Annotated in this window: 24 protein-coding genes, 1 tRNA gene and 2 pseudogenes; 13 read left to right on the top strand and 14 right to left on the bottom strand. The window is 64.3% G+C overall.

The window, feature by feature from the left end; genetic code table 11:
• Window positions 1-37 precede the first annotated feature (37 nt).
• Genes QE377_RS05090 through QE377_RS05080 form a run of 3 tightly spaced genes read right to left on the bottom strand, consistent with a single transcriptional unit; the run spans window position 38 to window position 3,071 of the window.
• Window positions 38-655: a hypothetical protein gene (locus QE377_RS05090; protein WP_307320174.1), complete on the bottom strand. Its 618-nt coding sequence runs from the start codon at window positions 653-655 to the stop codon at window positions 38-40.
• A 22-nt stretch (window positions 656-677) separates the two neighbouring features.
• Window positions 678-2,024, bottom strand: coding sequence for a deoxyribodipyrimidine photo-lyase (locus QE377_RS05085; RefSeq protein ID WP_307320172.1), 1,347 nt, complete (start codon window positions 2,022-2,024; stop codon window positions 678-680).
• Window positions 2,025-2,072: 48 nt separating this feature from the next.
• On the bottom strand, window positions 2,073-3,071 hold the full coding sequence (locus tag QE377_RS05080) for a diacylglycerol kinase family protein (RefSeq protein WP_307320171.1): 999 nt from the start codon (window positions 3,069-3,071) through the stop codon (window positions 2,073-2,075).
• A 230-nt stretch (window positions 3,072-3,301) separates the two neighbouring features.
• Here QE377_RS05080 and serS point away from each other — a divergent pair, with 230 nt between their 5' ends.
• From serS to QE377_RS05060, 4 genes are all read left to right on the top strand, one after another.
• Window positions 3,302-4,567 (top strand): serine--tRNA ligase, encoded by a 1,266-nt coding sequence (gene serS / locus QE377_RS05075; RefSeq protein ID WP_307320168.1) that lies wholly within the window; start codon window positions 3,302-3,304, stop codon window positions 4,565-4,567.
• Window positions 4,564-5,463, top strand: a complete 900-nt coding sequence (locus QE377_RS05070; protein ID WP_307320166.1) for an HAD family hydrolase — start codon at window positions 4,564-4,566, stop codon at window positions 5,461-5,463. Before serS ends, QE377_RS05070 begins: the two co-directional genes overlap by 4 nt.
• A gap of 55 nt (window positions 5,464-5,518) precedes the next feature.
• Window positions 5,519-5,606, top strand: a tRNA-Ser gene (locus QE377_RS05065).
• Between the two features lie 301 nt (window positions 5,607-5,907).
• Window positions 5,908-6,120 carry a hypothetical protein gene (locus QE377_RS05060; RefSeq protein ID WP_307320164.1) on the top strand — a complete coding sequence of 71 codons (213 nt, stop codon included), beginning with the start codon at window positions 5,908-5,910 and terminating at the stop codon, window positions 6,118-6,120.
• A 201-nt stretch (window positions 6,121-6,321) separates the two neighbouring features.
• On the opposite strand, the pseudogene QE377_RS17355 reads toward QE377_RS05060, so the two are convergent.
• The 9 genes and pseudogenes from QE377_RS17355 to QE377_RS05015 all read right to left on the bottom strand — a co-directional run.
• Window positions 6,322-7,299 (bottom strand): annotated as a pseudogene (locus QE377_RS17355) (recombinase family protein); the annotation flags it as partial.
• Between the two features lie 405 nt (window positions 7,300-7,704).
• Window positions 7,705-9,080: pseudogene (locus QE377_RS17350) on the bottom strand (DNA methyltransferase).
• On the bottom strand, window positions 8,992-9,504 hold the full coding sequence (locus QE377_RS17345) for a replication-relaxation family protein (RefSeq protein ID WP_373459556.1): 513 nt from the start codon (window positions 9,502-9,504) through the stop codon (window positions 8,992-8,994). Before QE377_RS17345 ends, QE377_RS17350 begins: the two are co-directional and overlap by 89 nt.
• Before the next feature lie 209 nt (window positions 9,505-9,713).
• On the bottom strand, window positions 9,714-11,765 hold the full coding sequence (locus QE377_RS05040) for a hypothetical protein (RefSeq protein WP_307320157.1): 2,052 nt from the start codon (window positions 11,763-11,765) through the stop codon (window positions 9,714-9,716).
• A 576-nt stretch (window positions 11,766-12,341) separates the two neighbouring features.
• Complete coding sequence (locus QE377_RS05035; protein ID WP_307320156.1) at window positions 12,342-12,527, bottom strand: hypothetical protein; 186 nt, start codon at window positions 12,525-12,527, stop codon at window positions 12,342-12,344.
• Between the two features lie 75 nt (window positions 12,528-12,602).
• Window positions 12,603-12,875, bottom strand: coding sequence for a hypothetical protein (locus QE377_RS05030; RefSeq protein ID WP_307320154.1), 273 nt, complete (start codon window positions 12,873-12,875; stop codon window positions 12,603-12,605).
• Window positions 12,872-13,177, bottom strand: a complete 306-nt coding sequence (locus QE377_RS05025; protein WP_307320152.1) for a hypothetical protein — start codon at window positions 13,175-13,177, stop codon at window positions 12,872-12,874. The genes QE377_RS05030 and QE377_RS05025 overlap by 4 nt, the downstream gene beginning before the upstream one ends.
• Window positions 13,174-13,398: a hypothetical protein gene (locus QE377_RS05020; RefSeq protein WP_307320150.1), complete on the bottom strand. Its 225-nt coding sequence runs from the start codon at window positions 13,396-13,398 to the stop codon at window positions 13,174-13,176. Before QE377_RS05020 ends, QE377_RS05025 begins: the two co-directional genes overlap by 4 nt.
• A gap of 327 nt (window positions 13,399-13,725) precedes the next feature.
• On the bottom strand, window positions 13,726-14,181 hold the full coding sequence (locus QE377_RS05015) for a hypothetical protein (RefSeq protein WP_307320148.1): 456 nt from the start codon (window positions 14,179-14,181) through the stop codon (window positions 13,726-13,728).
• Between the two features lie 212 nt (window positions 14,182-14,393).
• Between QE377_RS05015 and QE377_RS05010 the strand changes: the two genes are divergently transcribed.
• The gene (locus tag QE377_RS05010; RefSeq protein ID WP_307320146.1) at window positions 14,394-15,722 is read left to right on the top strand and encodes a hypothetical protein; all 1,329 of its coding nucleotides are present in this window, start codon (window positions 14,394-14,396) and stop codon (window positions 15,720-15,722) included.
• A 30-nt stretch (window positions 15,723-15,752) separates the two neighbouring features.
• Here the strand turns inward: QE377_RS05010 and QE377_RS17340 are convergent, their stop codons facing one another.
• Window positions 15,753-16,034, bottom strand: a complete 282-nt coding sequence (locus QE377_RS17340) for a helix-turn-helix transcriptional regulator (protein ID WP_373459517.1) — start codon at window positions 16,032-16,034, stop codon at window positions 15,753-15,755.
• Window positions 16,035-16,175: 141 nt separating this feature from the next.
• Between QE377_RS17340 and QE377_RS05005 the strand changes: the two genes are divergently transcribed.
• The 6 genes from QE377_RS05005 (at window position 16,176) to QE377_RS04980 (ending at window position 20,514) form a co-directional block, all read left to right on the top strand.
• Window positions 16,176-17,105 (top strand): hypothetical protein, encoded by a 930-nt coding sequence (locus QE377_RS05005; protein WP_307320144.1) that lies wholly within the window; start codon window positions 16,176-16,178, stop codon window positions 17,103-17,105.
• Between the two features lie 129 nt (window positions 17,106-17,234).
• Entirely contained in the window at window positions 17,235-17,573 is a 339-nt protein-coding gene (locus QE377_RS05000; protein WP_307320142.1) for an Lsr2 family protein, read from the top strand.
• 121 nt (window positions 17,574-17,694) lie between these two features.
• Window positions 17,695-17,985, top strand: a complete 291-nt coding sequence (locus tag QE377_RS04995) for a type VII secretion target (protein WP_307320141.1) — start codon at window positions 17,695-17,697, stop codon at window positions 17,983-17,985.
• Window positions 17,985-19,742 carry an alpha/beta hydrolase gene (locus QE377_RS04990; RefSeq protein ID WP_307320139.1) on the top strand — a complete coding sequence of 586 codons (1,758 nt, stop codon included), beginning with the start codon at window positions 17,985-17,987 and terminating at the stop codon, window positions 19,740-19,742. The genes QE377_RS04995 and QE377_RS04990 overlap by 1 nt, the downstream gene beginning before the upstream one ends.
• Before the next feature lie 98 nt (window positions 19,743-19,840).
• The gene (locus QE377_RS04985; RefSeq protein WP_307320137.1) at window positions 19,841-20,233 is read left to right on the top strand and encodes a hypothetical protein; all 393 of its coding nucleotides are present in this window, start codon (window positions 19,841-19,843) and stop codon (window positions 20,231-20,233) included.
• Window positions 20,230-20,514, top strand: coding sequence for a WXG100 family type VII secretion target (locus QE377_RS04980; protein WP_307320135.1), 285 nt, complete (start codon window positions 20,230-20,232; stop codon window positions 20,512-20,514). The genes QE377_RS04985 and QE377_RS04980 overlap by 4 nt, the downstream gene beginning before the upstream one ends.
• A gap of 43 nt (window positions 20,515-20,557) precedes the next feature.
• On the opposite strand, the gene QE377_RS04975 is transcribed toward QE377_RS04980, so the two are convergent.
• Window positions 20,558-21,490 carry a hypothetical protein gene (locus QE377_RS04975; RefSeq protein ID WP_307320133.1) on the bottom strand — a complete coding sequence of 311 codons (933 nt, stop codon included), beginning with the start codon at window positions 21,488-21,490 and terminating at the stop codon, window positions 20,558-20,560.
• 198 nt (window positions 21,491-21,688) lie between these two features.
• On the opposite strand from QE377_RS04975, the gene QE377_RS04970 reads away from it, so the two are divergent.
• Complete coding sequence (locus QE377_RS04970; protein ID WP_307320131.1) at window positions 21,689-22,441, top strand: hypothetical protein; 753 nt, start codon at window positions 21,689-21,691, stop codon at window positions 22,439-22,441.
• A 179-nt stretch (window positions 22,442-22,620) separates the two neighbouring features.
• Complete coding sequence (locus QE377_RS04965) at window positions 22,621-23,940, top strand: hypothetical protein (protein WP_307320129.1); 1,320 nt, start codon at window positions 22,621-22,623, stop codon at window positions 23,938-23,940.
• The last annotated feature ends 17 nt before the right edge of the window (window positions 23,941-23,957 follow it).

Here is a 23,957-nt window from a genome sequence, read left to right as displayed (position 1 = left end):
CTCCCGCATTCCGCGGCGCGCCGGAGACAGCCCGGTGTCAGGGCTTCCAGGTGACGGGTTGCCCGGCGTAGGGGTGGTCCTCGTCCGGGAAGGTGTCGTTGCGGCTGGTGCCGTTGAACTCGACCCCGCCCAGGTCCGGTCCCGTCGTCAGGGCCACCCAGCATTCCAGGGCGGTCCCGTCCTTCGGCTCCGGAAGGGACAGGCCGCACGCGTCCGCGTCGCCCATGCCGACGTTTCCGATGTCGTTGGCGAGCCAGCCGGCGAACGAGCCGTCCGCCTCGATCGGGATGAGGGGGACGCTCCGCGTCGTGCTGTCGTACTCGCTCACCGGCGTCCACGTGTACTGGACCACGATCGCGAACGGATGCCGGCTGCTCAGCTCCGCCTTGTCTTCGAATCCGTCGATGCTCTCGGGATCCATGGGATCCATCGAGAGCACCGTCGCGCCCACGAGCTCCGTGTCGCCGCTGGCGGCGGGCACCTTCACCCAGGCGGTGTCGCCGACCGACAGCGTGGTGCCGGGGGCGGTCGCTTCCGTCGGAGCGTCTCCGACCTCGACGGGAGAGACATCGGGACCGGCTGCCGCGCACCCGGCCAGTGCGAGTGCGGTGGCGGCCACGAGCGGCAGCAGGAGTCGGTGGGCGGTTCGGGGCATGTGGGGGTCCTTCCAGGAGCGCTCAGCGCGCGGCAGCTTTGACGTCCTCGTACGCGTCCAGCGCGCGTTTGCGCGATGCCCCCAAGTCGACGAGCGGGTCCAGGGATGCGGAATCCGGAGCCCACTGCGAGACGTAGAGACCATCCTTGTCGAACTTCTCGGCTTGTGTCTGGGGGTTGAAAATCCGGAAGTACGGTGCTGCATCGGCGCCCGAGCCCGCCACCCACTGCCAGTTGAAGGGGTTGGAGGCCGCATCCGCGTCGACGAGGGTGTCCCAGAACCACTGCTCGCCGCGGCGCCAGTCGATCATGAGGTTCTTGATCAGATACGAGGCCGTGACCATCCGCACGCGGTTGTGCATGATGCCGGTGTGCCAGAGCTCCCGCATCCCCGCGTCCACCAGGGGGACGCCGGTGCGTCCCCGTTGCCACGCATCGAGGTGCGAGGGCTGCAGTCGGGGCCACGGGAAGGCGTCGAACGCCGGACGCAGATTCTTCCGGGCGAGATCGGGGAAGTGGAACAGGGTGTGCCACGCGAACTCGCGCCAGCCCAGCTCGGAGAGGAAGCGTCCCGCATCCGCGCCGGTCGCGAGCGTGTCATGCCAGACGGTGAACGGGCTCAGCTCGCCCCAGCGCAGGCGCGGGGACAGCTGTGAGGTGACGCCCGCGGCGGGCTCGTCGCGCGCGGTGCCGTAGCCCGGAAGGTCGTCCTTCAGGAAGTGCCTGAGGCGCGCGCGGGCGGCCGGCTCTCCGGGCTCCCACGTCTCGCGCAGGCCCCCGGCCCAGTCGGGGCGGGTCGGCAGCAGCTCCCAGTCCTCGAGGGCATCGGATGCGGGTGGCCTGCCCATCCCGTCGATCTCGCGCGGCTCGGGCAATGGCGCTCGCGGGGCGGGAAGATGCAGGCACGCGCGCCAGAACGGCGTGAACACGGAGAAGTGCGTGTCGGAGCCGGTGCGCACCGTCCACGGTTCGAACAGGAGCGACGCCTGGAACGAACGCACCTCGAGCCCGCCTTCGCGCAGACTCTGCTTGAGGCCGGCGTCGATCTCGCGTTCCGGGCCGCCGTAGCGGCGGTTCCAGAAGACGGCGCCGGCGCCCGCATCCGAGACCAGCTCGGGCAGGACGGATGCGGCGGCGCCCCGGCGGAGCACCAGGGAGCCGCCGCGTTCGCGCAGGCGCTCGCCGAGGGAGGCGAGCGAGTGGTGCAGCCACCAGCGGGCGGCGCCGCCGAGCGCGCGGACGCCGGGGGACTCCTCGTCCAGCAGGTAGACGCCCACGACCGGTTCGCCGCGGTCGATCGCCGCGCGCAGGGCCGGGTTGTCGGCCAGGCGCAGATCGTCGCGGAACCAGACGAGGGTGGGGCTGCTCACCCGACCATCCTCGCGAACGCGGGGGAATCGCGGCCGAAGGGTTGACAGTCAGAGCCGGCTGAGGTCGTGCCCCGCGGGCACCGTCACCCGCAGTGCGGCCGCGTCGATGCGGCTCACGATCCGCACCGCCTCACCGAACTCGTCGCCGTCGAGCTGAACCGGATGCGGCTCGGCCGCGGCTACCTCCATCGTCCGTCCGCGCATGTAACGCACCGCGTTGTCGCGGGTGCGCAGTTGCAGCACGCGGCGCCCGGCGCGGAATCGGCGCAGCACGCTGTTGTCCCACGCGACCCGGCGCCAGACGAACAACCAGCCCCACCACGCCTTGGGCTGGAACAGCACGACGTCCATCGTCCCGTCGGTCACCGACGCCTCCGGGATGAGGGAGAGCCCCGCCGGCAGCGACCCGCAGTTGGCGTAGAGCACGCTCTGCACGCGGGCGGAGTGCAGCCGCTGGTCGCCCACTTGGTAGACGATGCGAAACGGTGCCGCCCCCACGAGCGAGCGCGCCGCTCCGTCGACGTAGGCCACCCAGCCGACGCTCTTCTTCAGCGACGGGCGGGTGTTGGCGATCATCGCCGCATCCAGTCCGATGCCGCCCATCACCACGTAGGCGTGGGTCTGTCTCGTTCCGTCGGCCCGGTGCAACTCGGCGAAGCCGACGTCGATCAGCGCCGTGTCGCCGGCGAAGGCGGTGGCGATCACGCGGTCGGGATCGTCCAGCGGCAGCCGCAGGTTGCGGGCGAGGAGGTTGCCCGTGCCGCTGGGCACGATCGTCAGAGGGATGCCCGTGTGCGCGAGGGCCTCGGCGACCGCGCGCACTGTGCCGTCGCCGCCGGCGACCAGCACCGCATCCGCTCCCTGCGCGAGGGCCGTGCGCGCCTGACCCTGGCCGAGGTCCTCGGGAGTCGTCTCGAAGAAGAGGGGCGCGCCCCATCCCGCGCTCTTCGCGGCGTGCACGACCTGCGCGCGCAGGCGACGGGCGTCGACTTTCACCGGGTTGTAGACCAGGGCCGCGCGCCGAACGGCGGCGGGATCCGAGGTCATGCTCACAGAGTAGGGCCGCGGGGATGCCGGTGGATGCCGGGATGGCACGGCTCGGCGCCGTCTCCGCGTCCATGTCCCACTTGCCGCACTTTTCGAGGCTGGGCTCCTACGCATGTCCCACTTGCCGCAGTATTCGGGGTCGACTCCTGCGGGAAGTGGGACATGCGTTGCGGGAAGCGGGACATGGCGGGCGGAATCCGAGGCGCACCCACCACGTCTAGACTTCACGGGTGATCGATCTGGCCCTCCTTCGCGATAACCCCGACCTCGTCAAGCGTTCGCAGGAAGCCCGCGGCGAGTCCGCGGAGACGGTGGATGCGGCGATCGCCGCCGATCGGGACCGACGCTCGGCCATCACGGCGTTCGAAGAGCTTCGCGCCGCGCAGAACGCGCACGGCAAGCGGGTGGCCGCCGCTCCCAAGGAGGAGAAGGCCGCGCTCGTCGCCGAGGCGAAGGATCTGAGCGCCCGGGTCAAGGCTGCGCAGGCTGCCGTGACCGAGGCCGAAGAGGCAGCCGCCGACGCTCTGGCGAAGATCGAGAACATCGTCATCGAGGGGGTGCCCGTCGGCGGCGAGGACGACTTCGTGACGCTGCGTACGCACGGCGAGATCCCGTCGTTCGATTTCACGCCCCGCGACCACCTCGAGATCGGTGAGCTGCTCGGTGCGATCGACATGGAGCGGGGGACCAAGGTCTCCGGCAGCCGTTTCTACTTCCTCACGGGCGTCGGGGCGCGCCTCGAGATCGCGCTGATGAACCTCGCGCTCGATCGCGCCCTGCAGGCCGGGTTCACGCCGATCATCCCTCCGACGCTGGTGCGTCCCGAGGTCATGCGCGGCACCGGATTCCTCGGCAAGCACGCCGCAGAGGTCTACCACCTCGACGATGAGGACCTGTATCTCGTGGGAACGAGCGAGGTTCCGCTGGCCGGATACCACATGGACGAGATCCTCGATCTCGGCCGCGGCCCCAAGCGATACGCGGGCTGGTCCACGTGTTACCGCAGCGAGGCGGGCTCGTACGGCAAGGACACCCGCGGCATCATCCGCGTCCACCAGTTCAACAAGCTGGAGATGTTCGTCTACGTCGACCCGGCCGAGGCGGAGGCCGAGCATCTGCGCTTGGTCGAGATGCAGGAGCGGATGATGCAGGATCTTGGTCTCTCGTACCGCGTCATCGATGTCGCAGCGGGGGATCTCGGTTCTTCCGCGGCGCGCAAGTACGACATCGAGGCGTGGGTTCCCACGCAGGACGCGTACCGCGAGCTCACCAGCACGAGCAACTGCACGACGTACCAGGCGCGTCGCCTGTCGATCCGGTACCGCCCGGAAGAGGGCAAGACGCAGCCGGTCGCGACGCTGAACGGCACACTGGCCACGACGCGCTGGATCGTGGCTCTTCTCGAAACGCATCAGCGCGCCGACGGCTCGGTCACCGTGCCGGAGGTGCTGCGTCCGTTCCTCGGCGGACTCGAGGTTCTGGAGCCGATCGCGTGAGCGAGGCGCGGCTGCCGGAGACCGGAGAGATCGAGATCGAGACGCCGGCCGAGGCCGCCGCGCTCGTCGAGGAGATCGCGACATCGCGCGCGGGCGGCATGCTCATCGTGCTCGACATCGACGGCACGGTGCTGCTGGAGGACGAGTCGCCGAGCCCAGGGATCATCGAGGCCGTGGCGGATGCGCGACGCGCCGGTCACGAGGTGATGCTCGCGACGGGACGAAGCTGGGAGGCGACGCGCGGCATCCAGGAACTGCTGCAGATCGCGCCGGACTACGCCGTGTGCTCGAACGGGGCGGTGATCATGGCGCGCGTGGGTGCGGCGGATCCCGCATCCCTCGTCTACGAACGCAAGCACGTCGAGACGTTCGATGCGGCGGAGGTGTTGACGCTGCTGCGTGAGCACCTGCCGGATGCGCACTATCTCATCGAGTTGCCCGACGGGCGACGCGAGTACACCGATTACATGGACGATTGGAACCTCGACCGTGCGTCGAAGGTGGAGTTCGAGGAGCTCGCGCGCCAGCCGGTGACCCGTGTCGTCGTGGTCTCTCCCGAGCACAACGAGGGCGACTTCGTCGAACTGGTCGATCGGGTCGGACTCAATCAGGTCTCGTACGCCGTGGGTTGGACGGCCTGGCTCGACATCGCCCCGAAGGGCGTCGACAAGGGCACCGCACTGGCGCTCGTGCGCGACTGGCTCGAAGTGGCGCCCGAGAATGTGCTCGTCATGGGCGACGGCCGCAACGACGTCGGCATGTTCGCGTGGGCAAAGCAGCACGGCGGGCGTGCGGTGGCGATGGGACAGGGTCCGCAAGAAGTGCAGGATGCGGCGGGTGAAGTCACCGCATCCGTGCTCGACGGGGGCGTCGCCGAGGTGCTGCGCCGCCTCTGAGCCGCCACCGCGTCGACTAGACTCGGCCCGTTCGACGCGCGCGTTCTGCGCGTCGGGAGGGTTGTCCGAGCGGCCGAAGGACCCGGTCTTGAAAACCGGTGGGCAGTAATGTCCCGTGGGTTCGAATCCCACACCCTCCGCCAAATGAGCCTTATTCGAACCCCGCCCAAACGAAAGTTTGGGCGGGGTTCTTGCGTATGACGTCTCATTGGCGTCGGTGACGCCTAGAAGGACCGCGGTGGGGCTCCAGCGGCGTTCTGGGCGACTTCCCCACTCCGACACGGGGACGAGCGCCCCGGCGCCGCTTCGAGCGCCTGAGTCCTCATCGACTTGCGTCGGTACGGGGATCACTGCTCGTTCGGGACTTTCGACCTTCACGGTGGTGTCCCTGGACAGGATCCCCGCGAAGAGGTCCTGTAGCTCGGCCTCTTCGACAGTGCCGTCTTGACCGATGAAGAGCTTTACAAACAGGCCTTGATTGAGCATCCTGCGCTCCGAGGGGATGGCGCCGCTGTATTGCTCGCCGCAGAGACGGGCTACTTCCAACGCTCGGTCGAGCTGTTCATCCAACTGGTCCAGGGTTTGCTCTGCAGTACGGATCTGCGCGGTTGCCGCGTCGAGTTCTCGGGTAGTTCGATCCATCTCGCTCTTGAGTAGATCCAGCGGGACAGCTCCCGCATAATGCGCCTTAAGGAGCGCCTCCTGTTCCTTCTTCACGCTCTGATAGCGCCTCTTCGCTTCCGAGAGAGTGAAGATCGCGTCGGCCTGGCTCCTGTCGAGTTCCTCGCGCACCACTCTTCGAACTGCCTCGATCCGTTCCGACGTGAAGTGGAGGCGTCCGTAGAAGGCTTCGACGCCGCGCTCGACCGCACTGACGCTCACGTACTTGCGTGTGCAGGTCGCGGCCTTTGCGCGCCGCCCGAGGCAGAAGAAGTAGTCGTAGTAGGCGCCGAGGCGTCCCTTGTTCCGTGTGAAGACGAGGCGGTTGCCGCACTCGCCGCAGTAGATCGAGCCCTTGAGGTAGTGCGGGTGTCGGCGGTCCTTCTCGCCGGCGCTGTTGTGCGCGGCGAGTACATCTTGGACTCGTAGCCACAACTCGCGAGCGATGAGCGGCGGATGCGACCCCTCGTAGTAGCCGCCTTTGTAGACGACAATTCCGACGTAGTACGGATGGGAGAGAATTCGGTGCAGCGTCGAGACGGTGACCGGGCGGCTCGGTTCCCTGTTGCGGGCTCGGTTGCGCAGTCCGCGCGCCTCGAGGGCTGCCGCCAGATTCTTGAGGCTCCAGTTGCCGGTGGAGTACTCCTCGAACGCCCAACGAATGTGCGGTGCGCGATCAGGATCGATCTCCACCCAACGAATGTCTGCCCGGCCCTCCTTGCGTTGCTTGTTCAAGTAGCCGAGTGGTGCCTGACCCGGAGTTCCGCCTTCTTTCAGCTTGGTCGTGATGCCCTTCTGCACCTCGCTCGCCAGATTGTTCGAGTAGTACGCGGCCACACCACGCATGAACTGAAGATTCAGGAGTCCCTGGGGTGTCTCGTCGATGTACTCGGTCACCGAGACCAAGGCTGTCTTGGTCTTTTCGCGAGCATCGTCGACGACGTAGTCGACCTTGGGGGAGCGGCTCAGGCGATCGAGCTTGTGCACGATGATGTGAGTGATTCCCAGCTCGCCAAGATCGCTGAGCATCGCCTTGAACTGCTTGCGGTTCGCGGTGGTTCCCGTCTTGCCGGGGTCGACATAGACGCCGACGATCTCGAGATCGTGATCGCGGGCGTACCGCTCGCAGGCCTCTCGTTGATACGGAATTGAGAAGCCGTCTTGCCCGCCACCCATCCGCGCCTGCTCTTCGGTACTGACACGGGCGTAGACCGCGGCTCGACCGCGGCGGTGTCTTCGTGCCTCGACCGCCGGGGTGTGGAGTGGTTGTGTGCCCGGTGTCTCACCGTTGCGGAGCCGTTGCACGAGATTGCTGTGTGCGCCGTCGTAGAGCACCTTTCGAGCCAACCACTTCGGGTCGGATGCGCTGCTCTCTTCGGTGACGTATCCAGCGACCTCTTCGACCATCGGTCTCTCACTCTTTCCACTTACCGGCTGATGAGTGGAGTGACCATAGCGGATCACCCGTTGCGCATCGGTCGGCGGGCGCCTCACGCTTCTTCTCGACATATTCACCTCCTTTCGCTTGGTGCTGTGGTCAGTGGACCACGGAACGCATGTATATGCAAGTGAATACAAATGTTATGCGGGGCGGCGTCGTTTCGGCCCAGTCGCCCGCTTCCCGCGAGCCTCTTCGATCCGATTGATTGCGACATCGGCGTAGTCGGGATTGAGTTCGATTCCCTGCCACGACCGCCCGAGGTTCTCTGCTGCGATGGCAGTGGTTCCAGACCCCATGAATGGGTCCAAGACGATTCCCTGGCGGAGCGAAGGTGTCACGCAGGCGCACGAGGGTTGGAGTGTGCCGCGGATTGCGGCAGCCCCGAGCGTGCGAATGACGTTTCTACGCCATGGTGTTCCGCATCCGGTACAGACGCCCTCGGGACAGCCGGCCCGGATGCAGCGCTCTGCAAGGGTGAGCGGAAACGTGGCGTGATGGTCCCCTCGTTCCAGGCGCTCACTGGAATGAGCCAGACATCGCCTGGATTCGAGCCCAGATCGTGTCCGACGCGGCCGCGGGCCCGCAGTCGTTGAAGACCGTCGCCACGATCTCCCTTCCGTCCCTGCCAGGTGTCGGGCCGGGTACGCGCAGGGAGCGACTCGCGTCGCCGCGGCGGCCTCGTGAGGTGTGGCACGCGCACTGCGTCGAGGTCGAAGAAGTACTTGGGAGTGCGCGCGAAGACGTAGACCACCTCCCACTTGTTCCTGAGCCGGTCGGTTACCGCAGTGGGCAAACCGTTCGGCTTTGCCCAGACGACCTTGTTGCGAAGCAACCATCCGCGCTCGATCATCGCGAGCGCCAGGCGCTCCGGGCCGAGCAGCAGGCTCTTTCGCGGTGCGCCCTCACCAGGAGTACGCGAGTAGCTGTCCCCGACGTTGAGCCACAAGGTGCCATCGGGCTTCAGGACCCGCTCAAGCGGCGTGAGCGCCGCTAACACGTCGTCGACCCACTCCTGCACGGTGGCCTCGTTTCCGAGTTGTCCCGCCACTCCGTAGTCGCGGAGCCCGTTCGCGTACGGAGGGCTCGTCAACACCATGTCGACGGACGCGGCAGGGAGGGTCGCCAGTGTTGTTGCGGCATCGCCGATGAGGAGGCGCGGGTCTGAACTGGTCATCCTTGTGCCTCCTTCTCCTCGGCAGTGATCGCGGCGATTACCTCGCTCGGTGTCGTGAAAGCGTGAAGCTCCATCGTGATTCCGGGCGGTCTTTCCGAGTTCGCGCTGAATACGCGTCAACCGGGTCTCTTCGGGAGCGATCCAAAGCACCTGAGGAAATCCGCCTGAGCGCCGTTCTTCGATGCCCGTGCGCCAGTAGGACTCATAGACGCCGGCCTTCCGGACGATCGTTCGAGCGGACTCGCTCGCGCGGTCATACTCTCCGAAGTACAGCGACTCGTAGCCTGGGTGTGCAGCGACCACCGCGAAGAAATCGGGTTTCAGGGTTACGGACCTGCCCACCTACTCCCGGAAATTGTCGCCAGCATCTCGGCTCTGTCGTGAAGTCGATCAGGCGGAGCCTCCCGGCGCGCTCAGCCTCGATGAATGCGACATGGACGCTCGCGATGCCGAGTTCGTGATGCAGAAACGCCGTCGACGGCTCCCTTACCCGGCGTCCTGGCTGGTCGGCACCAAGACGCTCGCCCGCGGGTGTGAGGTGCCAGACGTGCTGGGTGGAACCGCCCTGCACGCCCCCGAGGCGGCGATCGAGTGCGGTGATGACCCCGAGGTGCTTGAGGCGAGCCAGTACACGGCGCGTTGTCCGGGCCGCGCTGAGTTTCGATGCGTGATCTGAGAAGTGCCAGCGTTCGACGTGGTTGGTGGAGAGGAAGCGGTGTTGCTTCAAGGTGCCGATGATGCGAGTGTCCCGGGCCGAAAGGCTCATGCGGAGGGCGTCGAGACGAAGCTTGCCGACACGACCGTTGCTTTCGGGCGGTGTCATGCCGAAGGCATGACTGTCGATCCCGTAATCGATAGATTCGGCAGCCGGTGTGCCGGGTGGCGAGGGATCGTGGGCGACGCGACCGGTAGAGCGATCGGACACGGAGTTGGTAACGCGGGGTTTGGATGATGCGCCTGGTTCTGAATTCGTGTTCATTGCGAGGGGTCTCCTTGTTGAGCGTTAGTAGTTGGGGGGATGCGGCGTCCGATGTGTGGCGGCGGTCGTCCCTGATCGACAGCCGGATCGGTGCCGCTGTAGAGGGCGGTGACTTCTCGCTCGACCTCCGCCGGAGGGACGCCGAAGCGGCGCTGGCTCTCGGCGCGTATCTGACTTGCCTCGATCAGCGGCTCTGGGAGCTTGATCGTGCGCCCCGACGCGAATCCCTGGGTTCGTCCGTCTTCGTAGAGCGCGGCGTAGACGTTGAACTGCTCCAGCTGCATTAGGTCAGTGGTCTCGATCTCGGGTGAGTGGCGAGCGAGCATGGCGGCATCCTCGGCACCGAGTTGGAAGTAGACCCGGCTGCGGACTGTTCCGGTCACGACGTCTCGAAGCTCACGACTGATCTGTGACAGGACTTGGTTGCAGAGCACGAAGCCCGCGCCGTAGCCGCGAAACAGCGTCAGTGCCTCTGCGAAGTCCTGGGCGCCGTGGGTGAACCGGTGCCACTCATCAAGGGCGACCATGACGGGATGCCTCCGCTCAGCGGGAATCAGCGCTCGTTCCCGGATGGCGACGAATGCTTCGTGCAAGAGGAGCGATCCGAGGAGGGCTGCGCCCTGCTTGCCAAGCTGAGCTTCGGGTAGCGGAGCGAGCAGCACCCGTCGGTCTTCCCCGAAGACCTCGCGTACGTCGAACTTGGGCTCAGCTTGTCCGAGTGACCGACGAAAGGACGGGCGCAGCAGCAGCCCGCGTAGTCGTACGAGGACTGGCGACACGAGGTGTGCTCTCGCCTGCTCTGACTTGCCTTCGAACTCCGCCCAGTAAGCCTGCAAGAAGACGTCGTGCGCTACGTTGGACACAACCTTGCGGCGGAACTTCGGATCAGCGAGCAGCAGCGGCAGCATGAGCAGTGTCGCTCCGGGGTACTGCGCCAGTGAGCTCAATGCGGCGTGGAGAAGGTCGCGGGTCGTGACACCGATCACGTCTGACAGCACCGAGCTGAAGATGTTCACCAGACTGTCGACCACGACCTCCAGCGGCTGACCGTTCAGGCGTAAAGGGTTGAGGCCGATCACGCCGTCTTCGGACAGCAGGTCGAAGCACACGATCCGGTCGCGGTGCTTCGGAGCCACTCTGCGAACTACCGCCCTCGAAAGGTCGACCTTCGGCTCTAGGACCAGGGCGGCTTTGCCTTGGTCGATCCATTGCACGAGAAGGTTCGCCGCGAGGTCTGACTTCCCGACTCCCACAGGTCCGAGTATGTGGAGGCCCCGGAGGATGGCGTCCTCGCCAAGGGTGATAGTGCCGTTGACGCCTGGCGCTGTGGCGTCTGCGAGGACGAGGCGTCCTTCCTCGGTGGTCGTGCGGTACGGCGGAGGGAGCAATACCGGGTGCAGAGTGGGGAGTCCGGGAAGTTCATCTCCGATGGGAAGCCCGCTAAGCGCTGTCGCCTCTCGGATCGTGAGGTGCTGCCACCACAGCGGGAAAGATCCTCGGTCAAACGACCGTGTGGAAGTACCGCGGACGGTCAGCCGGACACCGGGAGCTTCGAGCCGGCGCACGGCGCTGTGGAGTCGTCGAAGGAGTGCGCGCTCTCTGTCGGATGAATCGGCGGTCGCTCCCAGTCGGATTGAAGCGGTGAAGCCGTCCGAGCGCGCCTTCTGCAGTCGCTGGGTATTCACGAGATTGTCGAGACGTTCCGCCTTTGTGCCAAGCACCGCGGCGAGGATGCTCGCTGACGTCGCTTGCGCTACGGAAGTGCTGCTCCCGAGTCGAGCGCCGAGGACGACTTGAACGGCGGCAACCTCGCCCGCCTTGGCTGCGCTGACTGCGCGGTACAGCTCTCGGGTCGAGATCTCGAGTGAGTCCGAGGCGAACGCTCGGTCCGACGGTCGTGGCTGGATAGCGCGTGCTCGGTTGACGGGTTCACGAGGATGCGCTTTGCTGAGCGTTCCGTCGAAGGTGGCGGCCACGCGGCTGAGGGCGTCCACTCGAGCTTTGATGAGCAGCCGAACGCCATGGTCATCGCCGCGGAGCTCGATCACGAGTCCGGTGTGCGACTGATCATCGGCGACGCGGCGAAGCATCTCGACCGCGTCCGACGCGTCGAGCGGGCGGTGCACGACGAGCTCGCGCCAGACGAAGGGCCTACCCGCGCTCATCGCTCACCTCCTCCGTCGATCTCGCGATCTGATCGGCTTCCTGGTGCAGCTGGCGTCTCGCGATTGCGAGTACCGCCCGCGCTACTTTCCGAAGCGAAAGCTCGTCGCGCACGTCGGTCTGCTCAGCGCCGACGACCTTTGAGTCGTCCATAGGTTTGCTCGGTTGATTCATGTGCCCTCCCTTCTCACGTCGACACGCCTATCGCCGTCTCCCCCTAAGAGGCGCACGAAAGACACAGCGGCTGGGTATGACCGCGTGACGTGAACAATTAATTGGTTCGCACGCGCCGGGCTCGTCTGGTAGCGGGACGAGGGCTGCGTAATATCGCGCTCATAGACTGGCGCGAATTCACGCACCACTATGAGCTACTGAGGCAACTACGTAAATAACGGTTTTCGAGAAAGTGCGCATTTCGTCCGACCGATCGGACGGGTGGGTTCTAGTGGTTTGGTGGCGATTTATGGACGCGATCTCCACGTTGCAATTCCGACAACGATGACGACGGCGACGACGGCGATGATCAGCAGTTGCCACCAGACACTGGCGATGAAGTCCACCGCGACGGACAACGCCCACGCGGTGAACAAGACGGCGAGCCCGAAGAGCGCCAAGCGCTTCGTCAGACCGGAGGAGTTCTCGGACATGACTTCCCTGTTCTCTGGGTCGGAAGGATGACCGAGGGGGCGGTGCAGAGCGGCGTCGCCCCCTCGGCCACCGATTCACTCACTGCGAGGCGGGTCCTGGGCGTCAGCCGCCGCTCGGGCGAGTTCACGGCGGGCGTAGGCGGCGTCGTCGTTCAGCGCCAGACACAGCGCTTGAACAGATCGGCGAAGATCTCCGCGCGTACGTTCAAGCTTCACACTGAGCTTCTTGACGCGTCGCTCCCGGCGGAGGGCAGTCACCTTCTCGACCGCGTCAGGCAGCACATATGCTGCCGCTCCGCCGACGAGGATGATCGCGAGCACCATGCTCATGACATCAAGGGCACTCATCCCAGACCTCGAGACAGTCGCTGACCGGCCGTGATCGCGTAATTCGCGATGATCGCCTCGTAGTATGCGCCTCCAGCCGGTGCGACCTTCATGTACGCCTCAGCCTGAGACACGAGAGTCGCAACGTTGGATAGTGCGACGCTGTGGAGAAATGCTGCCCCCTGCTCCGCCATCGCCATGACGTCAGCATTGGCGGCGACCTGCTCGGTCTCGCGCCTGGATTGTCGAGCGATGCCACCGCCGACCGAGACACCGAGCGCGGTCGTCCGAGCGCCGAACGGCCGCTGAACCTCGCCGCTCACGACCAGTCCCCGCAGTCGCAGCCCCGGTGCTCATCCTGGCTGATCAGGCGAGGGATGGCGTACCAGGGGTACTCCCCATCGCGCAGGTAGCGATAGACCTTCACCTCAGCGATGGCTGAGGTGCCGGCCTGGACGTGCTGCTCGCGAACAAGCGCGCCGTCCTTGTAGATGTTGAAGCCGTACCACGGCACGGCTTGCTGGCATACAGTCGAGTTCGTCACGACTGTCCTCTCTGGGTTGGGAGTGACCGCCATGCGACGAAGTTGGTAGCTGGGTCGCGTGGCGCTGAAGTGGTTGGCGACCGCATGGACCGTGCGGTCGCCAACTGCGTTGGGTCGAGAGCCGAGAACTTGGGTGACGACCCGCGGCCAGGTTTGCATGGGCGCAACCGCGTGATCCAGCGCAACGGGCCAACTCGTCGTGCCGGTCTGTGCGGCACAGGTCGGCACAAGCTGGCACAGGTGAGAAAGTGACTCTTGAATAGGAAAAACCCGCTCATTGCTGAGCGGGTTGGGTGGCCCTGATGGTCGTGATGTGGTGCGGGTTCGTTACTGTCGCGTCGGTGCTTGCGAAGCACAATCCCTGCGCAATGCGGCTTGCCGGAGAAGGAAGGTCTCCTCGCGTATGACGGAGTGGCTGATGACGTCCCTGCCGTAAGCGCGCTTCGGCTCGTAGTCTCCCGCCAGCGTGTTGATCCACAAGCCGTCCTCATCGGCTCCTTGTGGCAGTGGCCATAGGAAGCCTCCAAGGCACACTTGAGTGTCGCGCTGCCACTGGTTCGTGATCTCGAGAATGCTGAGAAGGAACGTCTGGTAGTTCGGGTAACTCAGGAGCGCGTCTGTGTTCATCACCCACAAGGCGATGATGTCGAGCAGGCAGCTCGGTTCCTCGTCCCTGCTTCGGTAGTCTTCGACGAGGGCAAGGAACTCATCGCTCGCGAGCCAATCCCCGAAGGCTTGGCTCGCGGTCAGTGGTGTGGTTACATACAGATTTCTAAGGCCCATGGCGGCCCTCCTATGCATGAAGGGGGCCAACCCAATAGTTATTATACATTCACGCGCATATATTGTCAATAGTTTCCAGGGGGGGCGGGGTGGCTCGAGGCTCAGGTGCATCCTTATCGGATGACGAGATCGAGGACATAGCGGAGCTCCTGTGCGCCCGGTCGGCCCCGCGCAACCTCGCTGGGAACCTATCTCTCATTCGTCACATTCGAGTGCGTTTTGCCGTATCGGAGTATTGGGTCGCAGCGCGCATCGCTTGGTGGGCGCTGGATAGCTGTTTGCGCAGAGATGAAGAACAAGAAGGGAAGCGTCCCCTTCTTGCCGCTCGACACCTCCTTGGGCTTTACGAGTATCCGGCCGATCCTGTCGAACCGTTTAAGGAATCTGGGAATTCACTACGCGACTATGTGGCCCGGGCGGGAAGTGGCTCAACGACCCTCAATCTGACTGAAAGGCAAGAGATCGCCGCCGGCGAGGGTGGCTACGGACATCGCACAAATCTGTCTGGATACAAGAAGGGTCGCCGGGCCGTCGCGGAATCGGTCTGGTCGGAGTTCAACGTGTTCCTGGCCAGATTGAGCCCTGTGAAAGTCGATGAGCTGCGTCGCGGCTTCATTGCTGAGGGTCCTCCGGATTGGTTCCTGACGGACGGTGCGCCCAAGGAATGGTCAGCTCTCGGAGTCCTCCCCGTAGCTGGGCGGGCTGGAGTGCTGGAGAAGTCGCAAGCGGGTGCCCTGCCCGAGTCGGAAGGTTCCGTGCCCGTCGGAGCGGCACCGTTCCTGGAGAGTCCTCGGCCACCTCGTTCCTGGCGACCAAGGCGGCGCAGTTTGGTCTTCGCCGCTATAGCCGCTCCGGCGATAGCTGTAGCCGGCCTGTTCGTCGGCTCGGCTTTCTGGGCAACGCCGACGCGCAGTACGACTGTCGAGACCTTCGTGCCGAGCGCGACGGACGTCTCCGCTGCGGCTGAACTCACTGACGACAGCCTGCATGTCACTTGCGCTCAACGTTCTTACAGTTCCGCGCGATCGGACGCTCGTGCCTGCACGGGAATCAATCTGTTGCTCGACCCTTGTTTTCTCACGGCTCTGGATCGCGTGGTTTGTCCGAAGGTTGAAGACGTGGCGCGTGGGGTGGAGGGGGGTTCGGCGTTAGCTGCAGTGGTCGCAGAGTCTGTCTCCGTGGACTGGATCGCGTCTAGTGACTTGGTCGGAGCTGAACAGGCCGCGCTCACTGAGTACCCCTGGGCGTTTCGGTTGGATTATCGCGACGCAGAGAACGAGCCCTACTTCTGTCAGGCGGATGTGCGAGGTGATATCACATTCAAGGCCGCCATTTTCTCTTGCAGTACATCAGGGGTGCACACCCAGAAGATCCTCGATGGCGAAGCCTTCATGCGTGGCGCCGGCTTGATTGCGGTCGAGTATGAGGGCATGATCACGGCCTCGGACTTCCAGCGCACGAGCCCGCAGTGGACTGTCGCCGTGCAGCTGCCCGGTACCAACCGGCTGACGCGTGTGGCCATCGACGAAGCGTGGTTCTAGAGGGTCAACTCTCACCGCGGTTCGGAAGGGTCACCTCCAGGCTGAAACATCCGGTGCTTGGCCCGGGATGAGTTCCGTTACCTCCACGCGCAGGACGCTACTCAATGCCGCGAGCGTATAGAGCGACGGGTTCGCGGCTACGTCGGGCCGAGATAGCCCCTTCTCCAACTGCGCGTACGTCGCCCTCGTGATGCCCGCTGCCGCTGCCAATTGCTCCTGGCTGAGCCCGGCAGCAATCCGGCGACGGTGTAGTTCAACGCCGAGTCTCTGAACGTACGGTGCCCACTCCGGGGGAGGGATGCGCTTGGCCATCCCTCCACGCTCATCACCAAGCGACTCGTGGTGGATGATAAATTATGCATAATGGATCATGCTCCGCCGACCTTGAGGCACGCTCCACGGTTGCTGGGCACCGTCTGAGTCTGAACTGAGCTGAACTGGGGGATCCCAACTATGACCCGACCCTGGCGCCGCCTCCGGCGCACTTCATCCGTCGCTGCCGCAGCCCTCGCTGTCGTCGGCGCACTTGCGATCGCGCCCCAGGCCGCGAGCGCTGCCGACGACGTACCCCAGGTGATCGTGAGTAACCTCGCCGTCAATACGGCCGCTCCCGAGGCTGCGACGGTCACCTTCGACTATGCGCCCAATGTCAGCGACGAGGCTCCCACTCGGCCCTACAGCTTGCGCATCTACGTCTACCCGACGAACGTGAACCGTGAAGAGGGCACCATCGACTACCTCACCATCTCGTCGGTCGGTTCCTACAGCAAGACGTTCACCCTCGCCCCTGGCAATTACAACGTCTCGGTCGGGGTCCACCGGATCGAAAACTGCGAGTGCGGCGGTCCGGAACCGACCATGTTCACCACGGTGCCGTTCACGGTCACCGCGGTCACGCCGACCCCCGGACCCACGCCGATGCCTACCACGCCTGAGCCGACGCCGGAGCCCACGACGCCCGCGCCTCAGCCTTCCGAAACGACCGCTCCTGCTACCCCCGCAGCCTCCCTGTCCGCGACGAGCGTCCTCGTGGGAAGCGGCGTGACGGTGACGGCAACCGGGCTTGCGGCCAACGAGCCCGTCGAGATCTGGATCCACAGCACACCCGTCCGGCTCTGGAGTGGCACCGCGGACGCGTCGGGCTCGCTGACTCAGGCCATCACAATCCCCGCTGACCTCCCGCTGGGTGCCCATCAGATCGAGGTCCGCGGTACCGCGAGCGGCTCGCTGTGGCTCAACCTCACGGTTCGGGGCGCCGAGCTTGCCGCAACGGGCGTCGACGGAAGTGCCGGCGCCGGCATCGGTATCGCTGCGGCGACGCTTCTTCTCGGCGGCGCGACCGTCCTGCTTCTTGCAAAGCACCGCCGCCGCGAAGCTGCCTAACAGGATCCCGGCAAATAGGGCGTCCGCATCGCGGGCGCCCTATTTGTTTGCGGGCGCATGAAAGAGCGCGGATCGCTTTTGGCGCAAGTGGCGGTGTTCCATTGGTTTGATGTGTCATACTCCCTAGCTATGGCTAAGCAGCAGATCACCCGACTCATTGACGACCTCGACGGCGAAGTTCTTGAGGCCGGCAAGACCATCCATTTCTCGCTCGAAGGTCGCGCCTACGAAATCGACCTCTCGGACACGAATGCCGAAAAGCTCCGTGAGGCATTCGCGCCGTTTATCAAGGCCGGGCGCTCGATTGGGAGCGCTTCCCGCAGCACCTCGACGCGTGGGCGCGCGGCGAAGAAGGACAGCCGAGACCTCGGGGCTGTGCGCGAGTGGGCAGCCGTCAATGGCTACGAAGTGAGCGCTCGCGGACGCGTCCCGGCCGCTGTTCTTGAGGCGTACGACGCCGCGCAGTAATCCCAACTATGCGTGGATGAGCACCCGGAAGTGACCCTCTCAGGGTGAATCGCCGGGTGCTTTTCCACAGCGCAAACGCCGTGCCGCGCGGGATCTAGAGGCATCGTTCTACCCTTTTTCTATGTCCGCGTACACCGTCGATCCAGATGCGCTTCGCGCTGCGTCGACGTCGGTGGAGCAGCTGGCGGACAGCGTTGCAGCGGCGCCCACGGGGACCTGTGTGGATGCCGGTCATGATGCGCTGGCGTCTGCGATTTCCGAGTTCGAACAGCAGACTTCGTCGAGTTGGAGAGCGCGCCGACAGACCACGGTCGCTGTTGCACAGGGTTTGAGGCGCACTGCGACGATCTTCGAGAGCGCCGACGACGACGCCGCGAGCTCTACTCAGCGCGTCAATCCGGGGATGTTCTGATGGCAGAACTCGGTCAGACATTCGATCCGCGGCAACTGATTCCGGGTTCGCCCGAGAGCGTCGAAGATCTCGCGGCGACGTGGCAGCGGCGAGCGTCTTTAGCGGAGGAGACTGGTGTGTCTCTTCGACGCTTCCCCGCTCCTGAGGGCTGGACGGGGAATAGCGCAGACGCGTTCGAGTCGCGGGTTCAGTCGGTCGGCTCTCGATGGATTCTGCTCTCCGACGTGTACGGCGCGGCGGTACAGGCGCTCATCGGGTATGCATCCGTACTCCGCTGGGCGCAACTCCAAGCGGAGACCGCCATTGACGCGTGGGAGGAAGGGCAAGCGGCGACGGACGCCAAGCTCTCTGTACCGTTCCCGAACGGCGGACGTGGCGAGGCAATCCAAGCAGGCGCCCCCGACAAGGCGCGCGCCCAGCAGATCCTCGCCGATGCCCGCGCGCGCGTCGCCGCCGCGGGTGACAGCGCGGCCGCAAGCCTTCGTGAGGCCGCCAAAGAGCCCCAGCTCGGAGAAGACGTCTGGGATGCGCTTGGCAAGGTCACATCGACTCCCGATGAGGCACTCGTGCTGCTGTCGGGATTGACCGCCGCGGAGATGACGACGGTGCTCGCGCTGCGTCCAGAGATCGCCAACCTCGTTGCTCAGGCCGGAGCTGCTGGAGTCAACAGGTGGTGGAACGCCTTCGGTGATCCGCAGCGCGAAGCGCTCATCAACTTGATTCCGGCGGTCATCGGCAATCTCGAGGGCGTCAGCTACACCGACCGGAACACGGCGAACAAGCTTTATCTGGACGATCAACTCGCCGCAGCGAAGAAGGATCTGGAGACGGCTCAGGAGAATCGCCCGCCGGTCGGTGAACGTATCGGCGTCAAGGAGTATTACGACCGCCTTCAGGAGCTGCAGACTCGCGTTGATGCACTGACGGATGTCAATCGAGCCTCCGAGCTTCCGGATCGTTTCTTGGTATCGCTCACGGGTGATACCCCGCCCCTCGCCGCGATCGCCATCGGCAATCCGGACGGTGCGGCGAACATCACCTTCACTGTCCCGGGAATGGGTGCCCAAACGACGAACATGAGCGAGTGGGCGCAGTCGGCACAGAACCTGCAATACGAGCAGGCCTTCGTCGACCCTTCGCGCACTCACTCGGTCATCGCCTGGATTGGATATGAGACTCCGCCGATGGGTGGCGAGCAAGTGATGTTCAACGGCCTCGCGGAAGCTGGCGCAACTCGGTTGGAGTCCAGCATCGTCGGAGTGCAGGCCACGCGCGGCGACGCAACGGTGAACGTTGCTGGCCATTCGTACGGTACGACGACGTCCTCTATCGCGCTCACGGAGATCGCCCGTCCGGTCGATACGTACGTGACGATGGGATCGGCTGGGTTGCCGATTCAGATCAATGAAGCAGCCGACGTCAACGCGGACCGGGTGTTCGCGGGTCAGGCAACGAACTCACCGGCCATCCTCCCCGGTACTGGCGACGCATGGGCGTGGTTCGGTCGCTTGAGTTGGGAGCATCCGGTGAACCCCGTCGACGCTGGTTTCGGCGCAGAGGTCTTCAGCGTTGACGGTAGCGACGGTCTCAAGGGAGTCAACGATCACGCCACGCACACCTCTGGCGGCACCGGCTATCTTGACTCTGGTACCGAGTCCCTGCGCAACATTGCGCTGGCGACCACGGGACAAGGCGATTCGATCACGCCCGAGGAACCCGCCGCGAACCGGCCGCCGGGAGTAAGAGGACGAGGATAGCGATGCGCAGACCAGGCCTATTGAGGGCGACTGTCGCCGCCATCTCCTTCGTCGTCGCGCTCTCTTTGACCGCGTGTGGTAGCAACGCAGGAGATGAGATGACTCCGAAAGAGTCCCGAGAGGCCTTCCTCACGCTCGTGAAGGACACTGCCACAGTCGTCGCGCCCGACGGATGGGCTGAGATCGGTCCTCCCGGCTGGTCTTCCTGCTCAGCCGACGGCGCGGAGGGCGCGAGCACCGATTGGGCGTACGGGCGCGAGCCGCTGACTGATCATGCCGCGAACGCGCAGAAGGTCGCGGACTACTGGGAGTCCCTGGGAATGCAAGTGCGTATCGTCAGCGAACCGAATTACTCCGTCTACGCCACTGGAGGAGCCACTGACGCCATCGCGTTCCACACCGCACCGGGGCTCTACGGGATCAGCGGCAGCGCTCGATGCGTGCCGGGAGACGCGAAGAGTCTTATCGACGAGCAGCTGGAGCAGCAATGAGCCTCTCCTTCGATCCCGGCCGGCATGCCGAAATGGTCGATGTGCTCGCGCGGGCGGCGAGCTCGCTTGAAGATGTCCTTGGGGAACTCGAGGGTGAGGTCTCGATCCTTCGCGGGAACTGGAGTGGGGCGGCTCTAGACGCGTACGACCGCGCGCAACGTGAATGGGCTGAGTCGCTCAGGTCGCTGAATGGTGCCCTGAGATCGGCAGTGAGCGCTGCCCAGTCCACCGGTGAGACGCTCGCGCAGGCTGATCGTGATGCTGTGCGTCTGTGGAGTTGAAGCGGCTACGCGGGATCGGGGCGGAGGCACGCGCCTCTGGGAGTCAAGCCTTGGTTGGGACCTCGATTTCCCACAGGTTGACCACCCCTCCGGTGAGCATTGCGGCCGAGATGGACTCGAGCACATCGTCGCGGCTCCTTCTGTACGGAATCTCGCGCCAATCAACATTCTCGTATTCGACTCGATATACATCGTTTCGGACAATCATGTCCCCTTCCGCCATGAGCACCATGCCCTCGGAGAATCGGTATAGGGGATCGAATTCGGACCGGATGGCGCTGATTACAAGATTTACCGCACGTGTCAGCTCGATTGTTAGCCACCAGGCAGTTTCGCAGTGCAGGTCAAACGTGCGCTTCAGTTCTTTATATCGCGGTGGATCCCACGGAATGTTCACGTAATCCCGCGATATCCCGATCCGCTCACCAACTCTGTCACCGGCCTTGACAAAGTGCTCCAGGAGTATAGCCAGCACGCCCTCGTAGTTCTTGAAGGCGTCTCGGATCTTCGGATATCGGTCGGGCCACGTGAGTGACAGCAGCCAGGTGCCGAGATCGAACAGCGATCGTTGTGTGTCTGTGCTCATATGCGGGAACACGTCATTCAGCCCATAAGTGAAGTCCTGCCAACCTTCGAGGCTCGCGCGCTGCTCCCACAACTCCAGTCGAGCGGAGAGCAGTTCGTCTTCCTGCTGCTCAAGATGGCTGCGCCCGTCTGCGCCATCAACCCGCGATTCATGACTGGCTTTCAGCGCCAGCAGCTCATCGATGGACCAAGCCCGGCCATTGTCCTTGTCGACAACGGCGTGATGCGTGGGGCAGAGCAACACGAGGTTTGCATAGGTGTCTAGCTGTTCGGGCGGATAGCGCGGGTCGTGACGGGGGCCACCCCTCTTTGGTGACCGGATGTGCGCTTCCTCTCCCAGCGCAACGCCATGCGACTGCAGCACGAGCATCTCCGGAGTGCGGAGATCCACAGTCAAACGCTGCTCACAGCCGGGCCATGCGCACCTGTTTCCAGCGCGACCCCACAAGATCTTTCGATCGGTCGACTTGATCGCCACTGCTCCAGTATGGCGACGTTTGCCGCCGGCCGCCCGAAGACGTGAAAGTCATGTTCTCATCGGGTGCGGCTGTTGCCATGTGTGGGATGCGTTGACTGACATACTTCCCCCATGGGGTTGGAACTTGTCGTCGGCATCATCGGCGTTGCAGTAGCCATTATCGTGCCGGTCTGGACCTACCGAAAGTCCAATCCGAAGCGACAGTTGCGGTACCGGGTCGAAGTGACGCCGCTCTTGAGTGAGGGCCTGCCGACCAAAGGTTCGCTACAGGTGCTTCTCGATGGACAACCTGTGAGTAACCCTCAGATCGTCGCGCTGACGGTGTGGTCAGATGGTCGCGGCGACATCGATTCGCAGTCTTTCGACGCTGCAAAGCCGCTGACTTTCACGGTTGGGGCCCCAATCATCGACACGATCTCCGCGGAGCCTTCTGCTGAAGTGCACCTAGAGGTGGAACAGCCGGACAAGCTGATCATCCGCCCTGCCCTGCTCCACAGGCGTTTCGCGTCGACAGCGCGAGTGATCGTTGACGGGGTTCCAAGCGTGCAGCCCAATCACGTCTTGCTGGGCGTTAACGTGCTACCAGTGGTCCTCACCGCGGCAGCTTCTGCCATCGCGACCTCACGCAAGAAATGGCGTGTGACCCCGCTTCTAGTCGCCTCCGCCACGCTTCTGCTGGGCGTCTTGTTGCTGATCGTCAGCCTGATCATCTACGCGTTCGATCGACAGGCATATCTTCCGTGGGGGGTAACCGCGATCCTGATCATGATGGTTGCGCTGCTCGCGGTTCTGATCGTCCTTATCGTTCGCTTCTTCGGCTGGATCGGCCGAAACGTCGAGGCACGATCAGGTCTGCGGAGATAGCACGACACGTCGCACTTCGTGCAGGGTTTCGTACTAGCTTTCGGACGAGATGGAGCTGCGGCGCGTGCACACTGAGCTGAGGTCATGAAGTGGGAAACACTTTGGAGCCGGGACGCGTCCGCGTAGGGCATGTCATCGACGCGTCGATGGAGACAGGACTGCCCGTTCAGTCTGCGACGTTGACCTTCGACGCCGCGCAGGGTGCCGAGATACACATCGCCTATCTTCGCGAACCGCCCGATAGCCCAAACGCTCAGTTCGCGCGCGCCAATGCTTGGTTTCGTCGGTTCGGTGAAGACCTTCCGAAGACGCTCGTCTTCATGGACGACAGCGGAGTTGTCACCCTCAACGGCCTGCGCGCCTCGCACCTGTCTCAAGGCGGCTATCCGCTTGGCCGCGCCCGTGCGAGCGTTGCAATCTTCGAGAGACCGCGGGAGCTTCGAGATGAGTACCTCGTCCACGAACTGGCTTCCACGATCGATGGGCTTGAGGAGTTCACTCGCTTCGAGCCGATCACGCACGACGTGGAGTACTTCCCAGACGGCCACCACCGCACGACGGTTGTGGTCGAGAGCGTCGATTCGGTGGAATGGGCGGCCAATGGTTACGCCTATGCGATCAAGTCGAACGTTTCGTGGGCCGCCCAGAACGGCCGCTACTTCCGTGTTGTCGACAGCGAACCGTTCATTCTGACAAAGAGCGAGGCCGGCGCCTCGCCGCTCGACCACCTCGCGGCCCAGTGGCCAATCCGATCGCTGCTCATCTTGATCCACGGTCAGCCGTTGGCCTGGCGGTCGCACCGACTCCGAGATGAACAGTTCCCGTTGTGGATGATGGATGGATCTGCGAGAGACCCACACTTCGTTGAAGTTCAGTTCCAGGGGACGGTCGCTCAACACGCTGCGGCCCGGCCGTCGTCACCGCACTTCTCTCACCCGCCGTTACGGCTCGGAGAAATCTCTCCGTCTGCTCTCGCTGACTGGGTCGCGCTGTACAACGGCAACGATGTCTTCGAGCAGGCCGTGCAGCCCGCGGTCGAAGTGCTCAACGGAGCATCCCGGTTCCTAGAGCCGCAGTTGATGATGCTGGCGATATCGCTCGATCGGTTCGGTTACTTCTTGTATGGAGACAGACGTCAACGACGCATCGCCACACACATCGAGAAGTGCATGGACGAGGCCGAGATCGACTGGCCGTCCATCGGGTCACGTCGCGGCGTTGCGCTTGCAATCGCCAATGCAAACAACGACCTCAAGCACCCGGACCGCGAGACCAGTCCACCCTCCCGTCAACTGACAGCCCTGGTGGAGCTTTGCAAGCTCATCGTCCGAGCGCAGGCCTTCACGCTACTTGGTGTGGACGCCGAGAAACGTGCGCGATTCGTGTCGCGCAGCAACGATGCGCTGAACGCACTCCAGATGTTCCGCGATGCACGACTCACAATTGGTGATGATGGCGCGTTTAGCGAGGAGCCGAGCGAGAACGTCCGCGGCGCATAGAGCGACTTGCTCAGCGG

Source organism: Microbacterium sp. SORGH_AS_0862, assembly GCF_030818795.1.
Taxonomy (GTDB): Bacteria; Actinomycetota; Actinomycetes; order Actinomycetales; family Microbacteriaceae; genus Microbacterium.
This window is presented reverse-complemented; position numbering and strand designations above follow the sequence as displayed.

What these genes read in the sequence shown, in the direction of transcription:
- QE377_RS05090 (WP_307320174.1), bottom strand. Translation starts at nt 655, where the DNA reads ATGCCCCGAACCGCCCACCGACTCCTGCTGCCGCTCGTGGCCGCCACC.
- QE377_RS05080 (WP_307320171.1), bottom strand. Translation starts at nt 3,071, where the DNA reads ATGACCTCGGATCCCGCCGCCGTTCGGCGCGCGGCCCTGGTCTACAAC.
- QE377_RS17345 (WP_373459556.1), bottom strand. Translation starts at nt 9,504, where the DNA reads ATGAGCCTTTCGGCCCGGGACACTCGCATCATCGGCACCTTGAAGCAA.
- QE377_RS05035 (WP_307320156.1), bottom strand. Translation starts at nt 12,527, where the DNA reads ATGTCCGAGAACTCCTCCGGTCTGACGAAGCGCTTGGCGCTCTTCGGG.
- QE377_RS05030 (WP_307320154.1), bottom strand. Translation starts at nt 12,875, where the DNA reads ATGAGTGCCCTTGATGTCATGAGCATGGTGCTCGCGATCATCCTCGTC.
- QE377_RS05015 (WP_307320148.1), bottom strand. Translation starts at nt 14,181, where the DNA reads ATGGGCCTTAGAAATCTGTATGTAACCACACCACTGACCGCGAGCCAA.
- QE377_RS17340 (WP_373459517.1), bottom strand. Translation starts at nt 16,034, where the DNA reads ATGGCCAAGCGCATCCCTCCCCCGGAGTGGGCACCGTACGTTCAGAGA.
- QE377_RS05005 (WP_307320144.1), top strand. Translation starts at nt 16,176, where the DNA reads ATGACCCGACCCTGGCGCCGCCTCCGGCGCACTTCATCCGTCGCTGCC.
- QE377_RS05000 (WP_307320142.1), top strand. Translation starts at nt 17,235, where the DNA reads ATGGCTAAGCAGCAGATCACCCGACTCATTGACGACCTCGACGGCGAA.
- QE377_RS04995 (WP_307320141.1), top strand. Translation starts at nt 17,695, where the DNA reads ATGTCCGCGTACACCGTCGATCCAGATGCGCTTCGCGCTGCGTCGACG.
- QE377_RS04990 (WP_307320139.1), top strand. Translation starts at nt 17,985, where the DNA reads ATGGCAGAACTCGGTCAGACATTCGATCCGCGGCAACTGATTCCGGGT.
- QE377_RS04985 (WP_307320137.1), top strand. Translation starts at nt 19,841, where the DNA reads ATGACTCCGAAAGAGTCCCGAGAGGCCTTCCTCACGCTCGTGAAGGAC.
- QE377_RS04980 (WP_307320135.1), top strand. Translation starts at nt 20,230, where the DNA reads ATGAGCCTCTCCTTCGATCCCGGCCGGCATGCCGAAATGGTCGATGTG.
- QE377_RS04970 (WP_307320131.1), top strand. Translation starts at nt 21,689, where the DNA reads ATGGGGTTGGAACTTGTCGTCGGCATCATCGGCGTTGCAGTAGCCATT.